General features: G+C 46.3%; 17 protein-coding genes. 7 read left to right on the top strand and 10 right to left on the bottom strand.

Annotated features, from left to right (window positions below; all coding sequences use genetic code 11):
* Positions 1-8 precede the first annotated feature (8 nt).
* From uraD to GMA8713_RS08570, 4 genes are all read left to right on the top strand, one after another.
* A complete protein-coding gene (uraD, locus tag GMA8713_RS08585) occupies positions 9-524 on the top strand; it encodes a 2-oxo-4-hydroxy-4-carboxy-5-ureidoimidazoline decarboxylase (RefSeq protein ID WP_062707986.1) in 516 nt (171 codons plus the stop codon).
* A gap of 201 nt (positions 525-725) precedes the next feature.
* The gene (gene alc / locus GMA8713_RS08580) at positions 726-1,718 is read left to right on the top strand and encodes an allantoicase (RefSeq protein WP_062708091.1); all 993 of its coding nucleotides are present in this window, start codon (positions 726-728) and stop codon (positions 1,716-1,718) included.
* A gap of 37 nt (positions 1,719-1,755) precedes the next feature.
* Entirely contained in the window at positions 1,756-2,277 is a 522-nt protein-coding gene (locus GMA8713_RS08575; RefSeq protein ID WP_084387685.1) for an ureidoglycolate lyase, read from the top strand.
* A gap of 134 nt (positions 2,278-2,411) precedes the next feature.
* Positions 2,412-3,632 (top strand): urate hydroxylase PuuD, encoded by a 1,221-nt coding sequence (locus GMA8713_RS08570; RefSeq protein ID WP_062707982.1) that lies wholly within the window; start codon positions 2,412-2,414, stop codon positions 3,630-3,632.
* A gap of 512 nt (positions 3,633-4,144) precedes the next feature.
* On the opposite strand, the gene GMA8713_RS08565 is transcribed toward GMA8713_RS08570, so the two are convergent.
* On the bottom strand, positions 4,145-4,654 hold the full coding sequence (locus GMA8713_RS08565) for a hypothetical protein (RefSeq protein WP_062707979.1): 510 nt from the start codon (positions 4,652-4,654) through the stop codon (positions 4,145-4,147).
* A 241-nt stretch (positions 4,655-4,895) separates the two neighbouring features.
* On the opposite strand from GMA8713_RS08565, the gene GMA8713_RS08560 reads away from it, so the two are divergent.
* Positions 4,896-6,614 (top strand): SgrR family transcriptional regulator, encoded by a 1,719-nt coding sequence (locus tag GMA8713_RS08560; RefSeq protein WP_062707977.1) that lies wholly within the window; start codon positions 4,896-4,898, stop codon positions 6,612-6,614.
* A 4-nt stretch (positions 6,615-6,618) separates the two neighbouring features.
* Here the strand turns inward: GMA8713_RS08560 and GMA8713_RS08555 are convergent, their stop codons facing one another.
* The 5 genes from GMA8713_RS08555 to msrP all read right to left on the bottom strand — a co-directional run bounded on the left by GMA8713_RS08555 (position 6,619) and on the right by msrP (position 11,296).
* The gene (locus GMA8713_RS08555) at positions 6,619-7,500 is read right to left on the bottom strand and encodes an AEC family transporter (protein ID WP_062707975.1); all 882 of its coding nucleotides are present in this window, start codon (positions 7,498-7,500) and stop codon (positions 6,619-6,621) included.
* 9 nt (positions 7,501-7,509) lie between these two features.
* Positions 7,510-8,877 carry an MATE family efflux transporter gene (locus tag GMA8713_RS08550; protein WP_062707972.1) on the bottom strand — a complete coding sequence of 456 codons (1,368 nt, stop codon included), beginning with the start codon at positions 8,875-8,877 and terminating at the stop codon, positions 7,510-7,512.
* Positions 8,878-8,901: 24 nt separating this feature from the next.
* Positions 8,902-9,531, bottom strand: coding sequence for a hypothetical protein (locus tag GMA8713_RS08545; RefSeq protein ID WP_062707969.1), 630 nt, complete (start codon positions 9,529-9,531; stop codon positions 8,902-8,904).
* 125 nt (positions 9,532-9,656) lie between these two features.
* Positions 9,657-10,274, bottom strand: a complete 618-nt coding sequence (msrQ, locus tag GMA8713_RS08540) for a protein-methionine-sulfoxide reductase heme-binding subunit MsrQ (RefSeq protein ID WP_062707965.1) — start codon at positions 10,272-10,274, stop codon at positions 9,657-9,659.
* Positions 10,274-11,296, bottom strand: a complete 1,023-nt coding sequence (msrP, locus tag GMA8713_RS08535; protein ID WP_062707962.1) for a protein-methionine-sulfoxide reductase catalytic subunit MsrP — start codon at positions 11,294-11,296, stop codon at positions 10,274-10,276. Before msrP ends, msrQ begins: the two co-directional genes overlap by 1 nt.
* Before the next feature lie 225 nt (positions 11,297-11,521).
* Here msrP and GMA8713_RS08530 point away from each other — a divergent pair, with 225 nt between their 5' ends.
* Together GMA8713_RS08530 and GMA8713_RS08525 are read left to right on the top strand one after the other, a co-directional pair.
* Positions 11,522-11,932 carry a hypothetical protein gene (locus GMA8713_RS08530; protein ID WP_062707960.1) on the top strand — a complete coding sequence of 137 codons (411 nt, stop codon included), beginning with the start codon at positions 11,522-11,524 and terminating at the stop codon, positions 11,930-11,932.
* A gap of 217 nt (positions 11,933-12,149) precedes the next feature.
* Positions 12,150-13,082 (top strand): L,D-transpeptidase family protein, encoded by a 933-nt coding sequence (locus GMA8713_RS08525; RefSeq protein ID WP_084387686.1) that lies wholly within the window; start codon positions 12,150-12,152, stop codon positions 13,080-13,082.
* 21 nt (positions 13,083-13,103) lie between these two features.
* Here GMA8713_RS08525 and GMA8713_RS08520 read toward each other — a convergent pair whose 3' ends face one another.
* The 4 genes from GMA8713_RS08520 to GMA8713_RS08505 all read right to left on the bottom strand — a co-directional run bounded on the left by GMA8713_RS08520 (position 13,104) and on the right by GMA8713_RS08505 (position 15,059).
* Positions 13,104-13,349, bottom strand: a complete 246-nt coding sequence (locus GMA8713_RS08520) for an Lpp/OprI family alanine-zipper lipoprotein (RefSeq protein ID WP_062708088.1) — start codon at positions 13,347-13,349, stop codon at positions 13,104-13,106.
* Positions 13,350-13,556: 207 nt separating this feature from the next.
* Positions 13,557-14,009 carry a copper chaperone PCu(A)C gene (locus tag GMA8713_RS08515; RefSeq protein ID WP_062707953.1) on the bottom strand — a complete coding sequence of 151 codons (453 nt, stop codon included), beginning with the start codon at positions 14,007-14,009 and terminating at the stop codon, positions 13,557-13,559.
* 55 nt (positions 14,010-14,064) lie between these two features.
* A complete protein-coding gene (locus GMA8713_RS08510; RefSeq protein WP_062707949.1) occupies positions 14,065-14,649 on the bottom strand; it encodes an SCO family protein in 585 nt (194 codons plus the stop codon).
* Complete coding sequence (locus tag GMA8713_RS08505; protein WP_062707945.1) at positions 14,646-15,059, bottom strand: hypothetical protein; 414 nt, start codon at positions 15,057-15,059, stop codon at positions 14,646-14,648. The genes GMA8713_RS08510 and GMA8713_RS08505 overlap by 4 nt, the downstream gene beginning before the upstream one ends.
* Between the last annotated feature and the right edge of the window lie 134 nt (positions 15,060-15,193).

The raw sequence follows: 15,193 nt of genomic DNA, 5'->3' as shown, positions 1-15,193 counted from the left end.
GCATAGCAATGGCGAGATTTTCAACCTGTCGGCCCAGTGAGCAAACCAAAGAACAGTTTGTTGAAACGTTTGGCGGTGTATACGAGCACAGCGCGTGGGTCGCTGAGCAGGCCTATGGTTCGGGACTGGGTGGTGATTTTGATGAGCAGGATGCTCTGCACTCTCGCATGGCCGATATACTCAACAATGCGGAAGAGGCGTCAAAGATGCAGGTCATCCTTGCTCACCCTGATTTAGCAGGCAGAGCGGCGCAGGCAGGCGAGTTAACGGCAGAGTCGACCTCAGAGCAAGCCAGCGCAGGCATTGATCAATGTACGTCCGAAGAATTTGCCCGCTTTACAGATTTTAACGATCGTTACAAAGCTAAGTTCCAATTCCCGTTCATCATGGCAGTAAAAGGAGCGAATCGGCACTTGATCCTTGAAGCGTTCGAAAAGCGCTTAGAAAACGATGTAAAAACTGAATTCAACACTGCGATTGCTGAAATAAACAAAATCGCATTGTTCAGGCTACGTGATTTGTAGCTCTCTGGCCGCCGACAAGCGATGGTTATTATTGGGTTTGTCGGCGAATTCAGCGTCTCGCAAATTGAAGCTCGCCGGAAGCACATTCGATGTTTCCAGCCACAGTGAAAGGGAAACAGACGCGACCTTTTGTATCCAACAACACCTAAACCACTAGGTGATATTGTGTCTTAGATATATGTGATAAAGGAAGCAATGGAAATGGATAATCGTCCTGATTTCGTCAAGCTCATCAACCTCGCCAGCAGCCGCTTAGGTACAGAGGCAATCTACGCGACAGATGACTTCTTTGCAGATAAACAACGCCTCGTTGATGATGCACCAGCCGAATGGAAGGAAGACGTTTACGATGACAATGGTAAGTGGATGGATGGGTGGGAATCTCGCCGAAAGCGTGAAGAAGGCCATGACTACTGTGTGATTCGGCTCGGCTTGCCAGGTAAGATCATTGGTGTAGATATAGATACCTCTCATTTCACTGGAAACTATCCACCTTCGGCGTCATTGGAAGGCTGTTACTGCCCAGATGGCGAACCAACCGACAGTCAACAATGGGAAGAGTTACTGCCCTCTATGAATCTTCAGGGAGACAGTCACCACTATGCTGATATTTATTCAGATGAAGCTTTTACCCATGTTCGTTTTCATATCTACCCAGACGGCGGCGTAGCAAGACTCCGTGTTTATGGTCACCCGGAAATTGACTGGGAGAGGGTGAACCTGCAATCTGAACTCGATTTAGCCGCAGTAGAGAATGGCGGACGTGCGTTGGCCTGTAACGACCAGCACTTCGGTCATATGAGCAATCTGATCATGCCGGGTCGTGGCGTGAACATGGGTGACGGCTGGGAAACAGCGCGACGTCGTGTGCCTGGGAATGACTGGGTCATCCTGTCTATGGGGCATGCTGGATTGGTAGAGCGGATTGTTATCGATACCGCCCACTTTAAAGGTAACTTTCCTGACAGCGTTTCCATTCAGGCCGCTTTTGTAGAAGGTGGTACTGACGAGCAAATTGCCACGCAAAGCCTTTTCTGGCGAGAGCTTCTGCCAAGCCAGAAACTTTCAGCGCACAACATTCATGAGTATGCCGACCAAGTCAATAAGCTGGGTGCGATCTCCCACGTAAGGGTCAATATTTTCCCGGATGGTGGTATCAGCCGCGTACGGTTATTTGGAAGAAAATCTGGCTGAACAGATAAATCGTTGCAGTCAGAGAAGGACAAAGGTTATGGAAAAAGTGCCGGCTACAGAATTGATATTAAAACCAGAGTTGCTGACGAAAGAAGCGTTTGCGCCTTTTGGTGATGTGATTGAAGCTCAGGATCGAGAATACTTCATGATTAACAATGGCTCAACCCGCCGTTATCACAAGTTGGCTACAACCCAAGTTGATGACGGAAGTAGCGTTATTATTAATATCTTTCAGGCAACACCACTTTTGTATCCTCTGAATATCAAGATGTTGGAACGTCACCCAAAGGGTTCTCAGGCGTTTATGCCTTTGCTGGGGAATGACTACTTGGTGGTGGTTGCACCACTGGGAAATGAGCCGGATCCTGATTCGATCCGCGCTTTCTACGCAAAAGGTAGCCAAGGAGTGAACTACCATCGAGGCGTTTGGCATCATCCTGTTCTTGCATTGACTCCCAACGACCAATTTCTAGTGGTTGACAGGGAAGGTGTGGGAAATAACTGTGACGAGTTTTTCTTTTTAGAACAAACGCATGTGATATTGGCACCTAATTTATAGCGTTATCATTTCAAAGAAAACGATTTGTTGATTTGGTTAAAGCAATTGTCAATATCTGAGAAAAACAGGAAGGGACGGCGTAAGCTTTTTTATAGCAAACAAATTTAGCGACGGCGTCCGTACAGGAGGTTGTTATGGATCCGTATATCACGGAATGGCTCAATCTAGCAGTACGCTGGGTGCATATGATCACCGGGGTGGCGTGGATTGGTGCGTCTTTTTATTTCGTATGGTTGGAAAACAACTTAAACCGTGAAAACCCAAAAGAAGGGCTGTCCGGAGATTTATGGGCAATTCACGGTGGTGGTATTTATCATCTTGAAAAATACAAACTTGCACCACCCAAAATGCCAGAAACCCTTCACTGGTTTAAGTGGGAGGCTTACTTCACTTGGATTACCGGTGTGGCACTGCTGACCATTGTCTTCTATTCAAATGCAGATATTTATCTTGTGAAACCCGGCTCCGGTATAGAACCAATGACAGCGGTAGCGATCGGTGTTGGTTCACTGATAGCGGGCTGGTTTGTTTATGATTTTCTGTGTGACTCGGCACTTGGTAAGAAACCCATGTTATTGGGTATCGTACTGTTCGTATTTCTTGTGTTTGCATCCTGGGCGTTGAGTCTGGTGTTCAGTGGTCGTGGCGCTTACATCCACGTCGGTGCAATCATCGGTACCATCATGGTAGGTAATGTATTCCGCATTATCATGCCTGCCCAACGTGGTCTGGTTAAAGCAATCGAAGAGGGAACAGAACCGGATCCTGAACTTCCGGCTAAAGGTTTATTGCGCTCTCGTCACAACAACTACCTGACATTACCAGTACTGTTCATCATGATTAGCAATCATTTCCCCAGCACTTACGGTAACGAATACAACTGGGCGATTTTGGCGGGCTTGTCAGTGATCAGCGTACTGGTACGACACTATTTTAATACACGTCACGGAAGCCAGAAATATGCTTGGACCATTCCAACAGCGGCGTTGGGCTTGGTGTGCCTGGCATTTGTCTCTGCACCCCAATCAAATGCACCGAGTGCGGCCAGTTCACATTCTCACGATGCCGTTGCCCCTAGTGGTAATGAAGGAGCGACAATGTTTGTGTCGGTAAAAGGTATTATTTTGGAGCGTTGTACGGTTTGTCACTCGCAATCGCCTACGCATCCAGCTTTTGCTACGGCACCCGCTGGGGTAATTTTGGACACACCCGAACAAATGCAGTTAGAAGTTTCGCGTATTGTGGCTCAGACAGTGACTACAAATATCATGCCTTTAGGTAACCTTACTCAAATGACGCAGGAAGAAAGGGCATTGATTGGTAAATGGGCTGAAGGCGGTGCTCAAATTCAATAAAACTGTCATATTTACATGGTGAATAGAAGGCCGCCCCTACATGGGGCGGCTTTCTTTTTAATGATTGAAATCAAAGAATTATTTTCGACATGCTTCTACTCTGAATATGAGTTCGTGGAGGCAATTCACGGATTCTATTGTCGGAGTGAATTTTTTGACTAAAAAGTTAACATTTTTCGAGATCTGATAACGAGATTTGGTTATAATTCGCGCCGAACAAAAAATCAGCAATTCGCAAAAGCAAGACGTGGCGGCAGTGATTGAATGCTACGAAACGCAAAGCAAAACCTTTTAGGAGAGAAACTTGGAAACTATTCTGGTCGTCGCATTTATCGTAGCAGCATTTTTCATTGTTAAAAAAGAGCGTGCTTGCCGTTCATAAGCGGTCCGTTACCGTCTGATTGACCTTACTTTTTAAAGTCGATAACAAAAATTAAAAGCGCTAAAGCGTAAAAAAGAAAAAGCAGAGCCTGAGCTCTGCTTTTGTGTTTCTGGTACTTGTTAACCTTGCGCTATTCGCTCACGACGTTTCCATCACCTGCGAGACATAAAAGGTGCTGTTTGATGGCATTTGATGCGTCTTTATTCAGGCCATACACATCATAAATACCGAAAATTTTCCGATCAGATTCTTCTGAGCTTAGCAGCATTCCTGTCGCTACAGGTGCGCCTTGCTCCATCGCCACATAAAGCCCAACATGCATGCCGTCAGGCGTTGGCAGATCTGTGAGCGAAAGTTGAGAGAGAAATTCCATGATGGCTTCGCGTTCTGATTCTGGCCATTTTTGTGCCAGCGTTTTCGCGTAGCGAACCATCAATGGGTGGCAATCAACTTCATAAAACGTAAAGCCTTCTGTTGCGCCACCGGACGATGTTTCCGTTGAAGCAGGCTCTGATTCCGCTGCCTTGTACAAACGTAAGCCTTCTTTGCTTTCAGCCGTTGGGAATTGTGCACTTTCTACGTGGCTTGCCATCCAAGCCTGTTTTTTGTGGAAGTGGGAAAGAACGGTGGATTCGCTCATAAGAACTCCGGAATCTAGAATGTCCGAGAACTCAATCTCTCGGCAGCGTGAAGGCAATCTTCAATCGTGCTTCGATAATAGCGCCGTTCAGTGAAATAACAATGGTACACCAACAAAATGAGGAAATACTCAAGCCGATTGTCGATAAGTTAGCCAGTCAACCATTGCTGGAGAATCCTAATATTAGGTATAAAATAGGAAATAGATTCCCTGACTTCTGACCTCTTAGGTTCCCCTTTTTATGTCTGGACAACGCCTTCAAACACAGTTTTCAATGATTTATAACCGTTTCAAAGGAAAAGACGCTGATACCAATCTCGAGACGATGGCGGACATCTTTTGCTGCACCCGCCGAAACGCGAGAATGGTATTGAACAAGATGTCGGAGCAGGGCTGGTTGAGCTGGGAGCCCGCTGTAGGCCGAGGAAAGCAGAGTCGCCTGACGTTTCACCGCAGTGATTCCGATCTTCAAATGCGCCGCGTTAGAAAGTGGGTTCAGGAGGGTAAGCTGGATGCTGCACTTGAGGAGCTGGACAACGATGCCGCCAAGCTGGCAAGACTAATTCAGGAACAATTAGGTGTTTCTACGCAGGAAGGTAAGCAGATCATCCGCCTTCCTTATTACCGCTCTTTCCCTACGCTAAATCCAGCCAAACCTTTGCGCCGTTCTGAGCAGCACTTGGTCTCACAAATATTTAATGGATTGACGCGACTTAATGAAACTAATGAGAAAGTCGAGGCAGATTTAGCACATCACTGGGAATCCATCACAGATACCCATTGGCGATTCTATTTGCGCCCTGCGGTGAAATTTCATGATGGCACGCTATTGAGCGCAGAAGATGTGATTTGGTCAATCAATGCGATGTCCGGCAGTCCTTACTTTTCTCATATTCAGCATATTGAAGCGCCGGCAGAGAACGTTGTGGATTTCATTTTGAGCCGGCCTGATGTGAGGTTTGCTGAAACCTTGGCTGTTCCTATGGCGTCGATTCAATCTCACAAGGCTGCAAAAAGTAAAGATGCCGACGCTTTTCCTGTAGGGACAGGCCCGTACAGAATCGTCGAAAACAACAAACGCCATCTGGTGCTAAAAGCACACGACCAGTATTTCGGGTTCCGTGCACTGACTGATGAAATTGAAATATGGGTGCTGGATAGCGCGGCAATGTGCTATCTGCAGCCAACAGCGACGCTTGATCCTACTGCGTTAGATTCTCGACAAGGTGCACTTCAAAGCGCTGCGAATGAGCGACTGGAACTCGATGAAGGCTGTGATTACCTCTTGTTGAACAGAAAAACGGGTATTGCGAAGGACAAGCGCTGGGCGGATTACCTTTGCCATCGTGTTTCATCTCTTTTCTTATTGCCTCACTTAGCGGAAAGGGGAATTGGTGAATACCGTCTGACTAATGCCTATGGTTTAGTTCCTGGATGGATACATACCAAAACGGCGAGACAAGATGTATCGCCCCCATCAAAATCAAAACTGAGGCTGGCTCATCAGGCTGATAATCCACTCTTTCCGCTTCTCGCAGCGGCACTAAAAGACATGTTGGAAGAGGACGGCGTTGAGCTGGAAATTCACACTGTGCCATACGAAGAAATGATGCAGCCTACTAACCCGAAAAAAGTAGATATTTGGCTTTGTGGGATGAGTTTGGGCAGCAAGAAGCATGATGCCATTCTGCCTTGGTTGATGAATTTTGATCATGTTTCATCAGCTATGCCAGAGAGTGAGTTTGAGGCATTGATTGAGAAAATGGCGGTGTGGCGCGCCCAGAAAAACGAAACCTTCAATGCGGAGTCATTAGGACGTATGCTGGTTGAATCCTCACAGATCGTCCCACTTTTCCACATCTGGCAGGGCGTTGTAGATGGACAGGAACTGGAAGATGTCGCCTCAAACCGCGTTGGCTGGTTTGATTTCAAATCTGTATGGAAAAAGCCCTCTGTTTAACGCTTCATAACCATGCAAAAGCCGCGATAAGCAACAAAGGTAGCGTCAATACGGTAAAGCCATTTCCGAACAGCACCATTGACGCCACCTCATCTGCGCCCACTTTAAAGCGCTCGGCGTAAAGAAAATTCATCACGGCTGGTGGCAGCATGGCGAACAAAAGCATCATTCGCATGTGCTCTGACGGAAGAGGGATAAAAAAGTAGATCAGAGTAAAGCTGATTGCACCTGTCACCAAACTTAATACCGTGCTCAAAATACCAACGCGAATCCCAGACCACTTAATGGCAGTAAGTTGCACGCCAAGTGAAATCAGCATGACGGGCACCGCTGCATTACCAACGAGCGTCATGCCTTCATTGAGTGGATTCCAAACTGTCCAGCCATTGAAATTGAAAACCAGCGCGAGCATAGCCGCCCAAAGTAGGGGCATTTTGAGGACGTTGTTGAAGCGATATTCGCTGTTGCTTAGCAAAGCCATGCCTACGGTGATGTGGAGAATGACGGAAACCACAAAGAGCAAGACAGCAGGTGCCTCTGCGCTAACCCCAAATGCATAGCCAAAAAGAGGAATAGCAAGATTTCCGCTGTTACGGAACATTTGAGGTGGTCCCCAGGTTTTAAAGGGCAGTGACATTATGTTTCCGATGCCAAACATTAAAACACCAGGGAGTAGAACAGCGAGAACAGCAGCCACGATGAGTGAGTTCTGTTGCCCGCCCATAGGCATCACAGAGAGGGTGGTGAACACCAGACACGGCACCATTAAATCGATATTGATTCGGTTGATATGGCGCATATCAGGCTTGAATGCTTTGCCTACAAAAAAGCCAGCAGCGACAACGGCAAATACCGGAAACAGTATGCTAATGACTTTTTCGAGCATCCTTGCCTCTTATTGTGGTGGGTTTTTATGTGACACCGTAACTGGTTGAGTTTGATGCAACTTCCACAGCATCCATAGTGTCAGCAGGGTGCTGGTACAAGCGAGTGAAATCCATGTACCCGTTGTGCCGGCGAATTTCGTTAGGAAATATAACATTGCGGCAATAATGACCAGTTTACCGCCCGTTAACCAATTGGCAATGCTCGCCTGATTGATAGACTGAAAATATATCGCACCGACTAAAAGCAAACCTTCCATTGGCAAGCCCCAGAAGTAGAGGTACATGCCTTCTCGAGTCACTGCAGCCAACTCTGGATTATCTCCGCCAAAGGCATAAATAATGGCTTTAGGAAATCCGTATACGATAAACAAGCCAAAAGCGGCGACAATCATGGTCGCACCAAAGGCGATATTCCGGCTGGTTTTAACACGCTGAATCTGGCCTGCACCCAGGTTAAAACTGGTGATCGGCTGCATGCCCAAGGCGATACCTTCAAAAGCTAAATAAAAAAAGGCTTCTGTATAACTGACTATGGCATAGGCAGCGACATTGATAGGAGCACCAGAGGCGAGAAACGCCATATTATGAAAAGTGAGCACCACAGACAGATACAGGTACATCAGAAAACCCGGAATGCCGAGTTGAAGAATGTCTGTGATCGTTTTGGCCCTAATGACGATGGAATTTAGCGTAAACCGTAACCGGGTGGTTGGTTTGAAAAAGTGACGTAAACAAAGCAATGCAGTTGCGGCCTGAGACAGCATGGTCGCAATCGCCGCGCCTTTCAGCTCCCATGGGATCAAAACGATAAATACCCAATCTAGAAAGATATTTAGCACACCGCCAAAGATCATAATGAAAGTAACGCGGTTTGGTTCCCCATCGTTTCTCAGCAAAATAGAGAATGCCATGGAGACCAGCGCAAATACGCCCATCCCGAAATACCACCGAAGATAAGTGACAGCCATTTCTGCAACCCGACCTTCAGCGCCGAGTGTCAGAATGACATCTTCGCAAAACGCCATGCCGACGATCGAGATAATAAGGCTGACAATCAGTGATAAGGACAGTGCGTTCCCGACAATATGCTGCGCGACGTTTGGTTTTCCTTGTCCAAGGTTGATAGAAACGAGAGACGCAGCGCCCATGCCAATTAGATTGCCCAAGGCATAGAGAATGGATCCGACAGGATAGGCAAGTATGATAGCTGCTAGTCCTTCTTCACCCACGAAATGGCCGATAAACATGCCATCAACGGCAACATAAATACCCGTCACCAGCATGGCAGCGATTGTTGGCAATGAATAACGAAGGAAAAGGCGTAACAATGGCGCGTCGCGCAACATCGCGTCGTTAGCGTGAACTTCTGTGGTCATGGGATTCCGTTCAGGGTGGATCAGTTACAGCGTGTAGGCAGCGGTGAGTAGCATGTATTTGAACAGTGGCAATCCATCGCGATGACGGAAAAGAGGATGAAATATCCGGTGTCGACCGTCACTCAGATTGCATTCTTGCCCAATATCTTCCGAAAGGCTGCGATCTGCGTCGACTAATCGAATGCCTTGCGCCACATATTCTTCTTTATGGATGGGTTGATGACCTAACCACCAGCTTGGGACAGATTTACTCGCACTTGAACGGTCAACCCAATGGTCTGCCAAGATGACCAAGCGTTTTTCTTTATCGCTTGCGGTATCCAGATGATCCAGCGTCCACTGTATGTCTTTCACCAATCCTTTTCGGCAGGCAACATTTGCACTGATTAAGCGATGGGCGATGATATAGATTTGGTGGTTGGGGCTTTCTATCCTAAATGCAGGGTGTTTAAGTACGCCAGCTTCATCGAGCTGAGCATATTGAGCGTCAATGTTGAGGTTGTCGTAAGAGTGAATTAACCGACGTGCAAAGGCTTTGCCCAAGTGGCTTTCTTTCATTCCACGATTGTGGATTGTCGGATAGTGGTGTTCGCAAAAGCTGACACAATCAGATTGAAAGTCTCTCAGGCTCTGCGAAATCAGTTCGTCCAGCAAAAACGCCTACTCCAAAAATCAACACTACAACATAGGGTTGCGCTAAGGTTCCCTAAAGTATGGCAAAAATTTGAAATTTGCTATATCTGGATGCGCTAATTGTGCAGAGCCGTTCAAAAGTGAGGTTATGTCCGCCTAAATACTGGTCGTGAAACGATTCTTTTGAGGGTTTTCCAACGAATCGCCAACAGTGTTAGCGCCAAAAGTAGGTAAATCGTGGGTTCAATGAGTTCTGATTTTGACGACCAGTAGAAGTGAATGGGGCCAACAATCAGTGCAACATAAACGAGGTTATGCAATTGCTGCCATTTCGCGCCCATACGACGTTGTATTTTTGCAGTTGATGTCATTGTCAGTGCAAAAAGGATCAGCCATCCCAATGCACCAAATGTCAAATAAGGCCGCGACAGGATTTCCGTCCCAAGCAATGAGAAATTGAAAGTCAGATCCAACGCAAAATAGGTCAGCATATGTAATGTTGCCCAAAAGAATGCATAAAGACCGACGACACGACGACAACGAACCAGCAAGCCGTTTTTGGTAAAGCGGGCGATTGGGTTGATCAACATGGTCACCACCAAGGTATTCAGCGCAGCGATGCCTGTATAGTGGGTGATGCCATCGACTGGATCTGCACCAAATCGGCCCGACAAAACCAAGTTCACCAAGTTGACTGCAAAGCCTAGGCTAACAAGATGAACAATAGTTTTAATCAGCGTGATGTGCGTGGGCGTTAAACGCATTAATAATTCGCCTTCAGGTTCATGTCCGTATAAAGGTGAGCGACTTCTTCCAGATAGCCATTAAACATCGCGGTCGGCTGACGACGCGAGCTGAAAATAGAACCTTCACCAATAAAACGTTCTGAAGCTTGGCTCCAACGAGGGTGGTCAACCTGCGGATTGACGTTGGCATAGAATCCGTATTCGTGCGGCGCCAACAAATTCCAAGTTGTTGCTGGTTGCGCTTCCAGAAGGTGAATTTTCACAATGGATTTGATGCTCTTGAAACCATATTTCCACGGTACAACCATACGCACAGGTGCACCATTCTGCGGTGCAAGTGTTTGACCAAACAGTCCGACGCTAAGCAAGGTCAGCGGATTCATGGCTTCATCCAGTCTCAAGCCTTCTACATAAGGGTAATCAATACCACCACCAACAAACTGGGAACGTTGGCCTGGCATTTGTTTTGGGTCATGAAGGGTTTCGAATGCCACGTATTTTGCGCTTCCCATTGGATCCGCTTCTTTCAACAGTGCCGCGAGGGAAAAGCCTACCCAAGGAATGTTCATGGACCATGCTTCAACACAGCGCATGCGGTAGAAGCGGTCTTCGAGCGGGAATTTTTTAAGCAAGTCGTCATAGCTCAGCTTCATGGGTTTGTTCACTAAGCCATCGACTTCTAGTGTCCATGGATTAACCACGAAATTCTGGCTGTTTTCGACAGGATCGCCTTTTCCTGTGCCGAATTCATAAAAGTTGTTGTAGGTCAGTACTTTTGACTCAGGCGTCGTTTCGAGGCCTTTGCCATAAGGTGTTTTCTCTGCAACCAACGGGGATCTGACAAAGGTTGTGCCGTCGGCTGCTTTGTCATCGTCACCACTGAAAATACCAAAAATATTAGCTTGGGATTGGGCGGCGAAGGGGAGGCTTGCGGTCACAATTCCGAGCTTTTTCAGAATTTCACGACGGGACTTGTAAACACTTTCCGGGGTGAGTTCGTTTTCTTTTATTTCTGATTTCTTTGGCACTCGGATCAGCATCAGGTTACTCCGTTTATCAAACCGTGCGAAGGCACGTCACTTCACTGACTTATCAGACCTATATAACGTTATTATTCTTTCAGGAGTTTAGGTTTTTATGAAAAACGTTATTAAAGTATGGTAGTTATAACAGATGATGGGTAGAGTGATTACAATTGACCTGTTGGTACCTAGTTGGTTGTTTAATAGCCAGTTTCCAAACTAAATTTCGAGAATTGATTTCTAATGAAACGTTTTTTTTTGATGTTCGCACTTGCTGCTACCGCATTGCCCGCGTCTGCACAAGGATTTTCTGCGGGCGTATTCATTGGCACCCCTATGTCCGGTGTCACCATAGAACAGAACAACCTTCGTATTTCTCTCGGTGTTGAAAAAACCGGTGTCGCTTTAGATGGCTTGTGGAACCTTGGGGATTGGTTAGCTCGCCCTGAGTTTTCGCCAATGTATGCTTATACGGGCGCACAGTGGGTTGATGATAAACACCACGAATGGGGGCCACGTGCAGGTTTGGGTATTACTGTTCCAATGGGGCATGGAAATATAGAATTGTACGGTGAAGTCGGTACGGCTTGGTATTGGCAAGAAGATGCAGCATTCAAGTTCGAAGGCTCTTTTGGGCTGCGCATGTTCTTCTGAACATAGGTTGAGCAGTTAATGAGTTGAGTAGAAAGAGCGCCGAAAAGCGCTCTTTGTCTTTATGTGTCGGCCATGAGAAAAAATGACGAATAATTGGGAGTAATGAAAGGCATAGCAGGGAGCAAAGGTCTTATCTCATGTTATCTTTTAAGTAGATTGTAAGAACCCCAAATACGAGAGAAAAAGCGAGATGAAATTCGCGCGTAAACTTATCCCAATGCTATTCGCCAGCCTTGTGCCCACATTATCGATGGCGAATGATTATGTCTGGCCAGAAGCCCAAACACGATTGATAGGGGATAATCCTGTCCATATCATTAAGCCGGGTGAACACCTCGAGCTGATCGCAAAACAATATAACGTGGGTTTTTTAGCCTTAATGTCTGCAAACCCAGGTGCCGATCCTTACCTGCCAAAACCTGGGACTTTCGTGACTATTCCTCAACAAGTAATCCTTCCTGACGTTGATTACGAGGGCATTGTTATCAACCTGGCGGAACTGCGCCTCTATTATTTTGATCCTGAAAACCAAAAAGTTCATATTTTTCCGATTGGCATCGGCAGCGTCGGTCGTGAAACGCCAATCATGAAAACCAAAATTAGCCAGAAACGCGAAAACCCAACCTGGACACCGCCTGCGAGTCTCCGAAAAGAGTATTTGGAAGAAAGAAACATAGTATTGCCAGATGTCGTGCCTGCTGGTCCTGAAAACCCATTAGGGACACACGCGCTGAGATTAGCTTATGGAACAGGCTCGTATCTTATCCATGGTACTAATAAAGACTTTGGTATTGGACTTCGTGTTAGTGCGGGTTGTATTCGTATGAGACCGGACGATATTGTCTGGCTATTTGACAAAGTTGCGCTGGGCGAAAAAGTTCGAATTATCAACGAGCCAGTAAAAACCACCTATGAACCCGATGGTTCAGTATTCGTTGAAGCGCATCGACCGCTGTCCATTGACGAATCAGAAGTGGGAAAACGAGTGTTGACTCAGCCTGATCCGCTTATTGCACATTGGCTGAAATCAAATCAAATGAATTTTAGTCGTTACCGTGCGGCTCTGGCGGTTCAATCTGGTGTGCCGATTGAGGTTGGAAACGCTTTTGCTCAAAACACAGCGGCTCCCGAAGGAGCCGCAGAATTATAAGGGGATATTATAGCGTAGTTATTACTTGCTGTAAGACTGCGCCATGTTGTCAATGCGCTCGTTAGCACGAGCCGCTTCATCATAAGCGAGCGCTGAAGCCGCTGCCACGTCTGCTACATCGCCTTGTAGAGCTGAAACTTGATTAGACAGAGAATCTACCTTAGACGACAGATCAGCGACGCTTTGTTCAAGAGCTTTATTGCTTGAACAACCAGCCAGTAATGCACTGGAAGCGATTGCTGCTACTGCTAGGAGACGAATTTTCATAGTAAAAACCTCTTCGTTTTTGTTGAGTTGCCTTACTGCTTTATATTTACCTGTTATACAAACAACTGGCTGCAGTATAACCATAGACTGCGTTTTACTATTCTGCAGCTTAGGCGCTGGCTAATCCGCCTCAATGTTGATACAGCTTAAAAAACTAAGCATGTCATCAGCATAATAGTTTAGAACTTTGGCAAATTAATGTCCGTATCAGTGCTTGTGTTTCATTTGTGAGCCTGTAATGACCTTTTTAACGGGAATTTTCTTAGTGACTTTAGTGCCGTCTGAAAAGGATAGGGTCAACGGCAGTGTCTCACCCTCTTTGAGCGGATTTTGTAAACCAAATAGCATAATGTGCAGGCCTCCTGGTTTTAGTTCGCTCATTCCGTTGGCGGGAATTTCGATGTTTTCCACCTGCCGCATTTTCATCATACCACCATCCATTGTGTGCGTATGAAGTTCAACTTTCTTTGCTACTGGCGTTGCTGCTTTTACTAGTGATACTGATTCATCACCACTGTTTTTTAGCATCATAAAGGCAGCGCTGTTTGGGGCATGTGGTGGCGTAGCGCGTGCATAGGGTTTTGAAACTTCAACTGCTGCAAAAGATGAGAAAGATACAGCACTGAAAGCTGCGGCAATCAAAGAGGTGCGAAAGTTCATTTAAAACTCCTGTTTATCGAAAGGGATCAGTCTTAACCAACCACTTGGTTACTTTCTACTGAGTTTGGGCAGTGAGGCGAAGAATTGCGTCTGACACCATGTTTGGGTTCAAAGTGTGAGGTACTTTTTCAAGTAGCTCCCCATTTGGGTTGAGGAAATAGAAATAAGAACTGTGGTCGACAGCATATTCCATCGCCGAGTCTTCCAATTGGGTAATTTGATAAAGCACACCATATTTTCGAGCTAAGGCATCTGTCTTCTCTTTGGAGCCACTTGCGCCTTCAATACTTGGATGGAAATATCCCGCATACTGTTGGGCGGCTTCGCCATTGTCTCGCTCAGGATCCAAGGTAATAAATATAGGCCTTACGTCTTCCAGATTTTCTTCCGGTAGAGATTTCAGTGCGGCTGACATGATAGCGAGAGAGGTAGGACAGACGTCTGGGCAATGTGTATAACCAAAGTAAACCACGCGGATCCGATTATCATTATTATCAAACAAATTGATCGTTTCAGTACCGCTTTGAAGCAAGCCAATTTCTGTTGGTGTGGCAGCGGGTTTATCATTTTGATCTACGAGGTATCGAGCACCAAAACCAGCCAAAAGCGCCGCGACAACGACCAGAACTTTTATTTTCATCGAGCCATCCTTACGTCAATCGGTAATGAGATAGAATCATCGGAGCTTTTGATAGCGCCTCGCCAAGTCATTTCATCTTCCATGCAAATAGGCAGCATTAACTCTCCTTGGTATAAATTGTCTCCTACCGATGAGAGTTTGATTTTGTATGTTCCCATATTCATTTCAACACCTTGTAGTTCAATCATCAGATAATTAGGTGTTGAGCCAGTGACCTCAACGCTGACTTCAGTAGGAATTAGAGGCGCTGCGGTGTTAGACGCCATGGAGACTTTGGCGTTGTTAAATAAGCAGGGTGTGGAGCTAAGGGTACAGGTCGGCGCTAGCGTAGGCGTGACAGTTGCTGGTTCATCAAAAAAAGTTTGATCGGCAAAGAAATAACCAAAGGCAACAATAATTCCAAGACCCATTAATTCGACGCCACGTCGGTGTCCACAACCACTAACATTCATAAAAGAGCTATGACCAAAACAAAGAGTGAGGAGATTAACATTTCATACGTGTAAAGGATGTGAGAAACCTCTTGAAATGAAAGGAATCGTTC

This window comes from Grimontia marina, from assembly GCF_900060185.1.
In the GTDB taxonomy this organism is placed as follows: domain Bacteria; phylum Pseudomonadota; class Gammaproteobacteria; order Enterobacterales; family Vibrionaceae; genus Enterovibrio; species Enterovibrio marinus.
Note: the sequence above shows the minus strand (reverse complement) of the source record. Positions and strands in the feature narration are given on the sequence as shown.

What these genes read in the sequence shown, in the direction of transcription:
- uraD (WP_062707986.1), top strand. Translation starts at nt 9, where the DNA reads ATGGCGAGATTTTCAACCTGTCGGCCCAGTGAGCAAACCAAAGAACAG.
- alc (WP_062708091.1), top strand. Translation starts at nt 726, where the DNA reads ATGGATAATCGTCCTGATTTCGTCAAGCTCATCAACCTCGCCAGCAGC.
- GMA8713_RS08575 (WP_084387685.1), top strand. Translation starts at nt 1,756, where the DNA reads ATGGAAAAAGTGCCGGCTACAGAATTGATATTAAAACCAGAGTTGCTG.
- GMA8713_RS08570 (WP_062707982.1), top strand. Translation starts at nt 2,412, where the DNA reads ATGGATCCGTATATCACGGAATGGCTCAATCTAGCAGTACGCTGGGTG.
- GMA8713_RS08565 (WP_062707979.1), bottom strand. Translation starts at nt 4,654, where the DNA reads ATGAGCGAATCCACCGTTCTTTCCCACTTCCACAAAAAACAGGCTTGG.
- GMA8713_RS08560 (WP_062707977.1), top strand. Translation starts at nt 4,896, where the DNA reads ATGTCTGGACAACGCCTTCAAACACAGTTTTCAATGATTTATAACCGT.
- GMA8713_RS08555 (WP_062707975.1), bottom strand. Translation starts at nt 7,500, where the DNA reads ATGCTCGAAAAAGTCATTAGCATACTGTTTCCGGTATTTGCCGTTGTC.
- GMA8713_RS08550 (WP_062707972.1), bottom strand. Translation starts at nt 8,877, where the DNA reads ATGACCACAGAAGTTCACGCTAACGACGCGATGTTGCGCGACGCGCCA.
- msrQ (WP_062707965.1), bottom strand. Translation starts at nt 10,274, where the DNA reads ATGCGTTTAACGCCCACGCACATCACGCTGATTAAAACTATTGTTCAT.
- msrP (WP_062707962.1), bottom strand. Translation starts at nt 11,296, where the DNA reads ATGCTGATCCGAGTGCCAAAGAAATCAGAAATAAAAGAAAACGAACTC.
- GMA8713_RS08530 (WP_062707960.1), top strand. Translation starts at nt 11,522, where the DNA reads ATGAAACGTTTTTTTTTGATGTTCGCACTTGCTGCTACCGCATTGCCC.
- GMA8713_RS08525 (WP_084387686.1), top strand. Translation starts at nt 12,150, where the DNA reads ATGCTATTCGCCAGCCTTGTGCCCACATTATCGATGGCGAATGATTAT.
- GMA8713_RS08520 (WP_062708088.1), bottom strand. Translation starts at nt 13,349, where the DNA reads ATGAAAATTCGTCTCCTAGCAGTAGCAGCAATCGCTTCCAGTGCATTA.
- GMA8713_RS08515 (WP_062707953.1), bottom strand. Translation starts at nt 14,009, where the DNA reads ATGAACTTTCGCACCTCTTTGATTGCCGCAGCTTTCAGTGCTGTATCT.
- GMA8713_RS08510 (WP_062707949.1), bottom strand. Translation starts at nt 14,649, where the DNA reads ATGAAAATAAAAGTTCTGGTCGTTGTCGCGGCGCTTTTGGCTGGTTTT.
- GMA8713_RS08505 (WP_062707945.1), bottom strand. Translation starts at nt 15,059, where the DNA reads ATGGGTCTTGGAATTATTGTTGCCTTTGGTTATTTCTTTGCCGATCAA.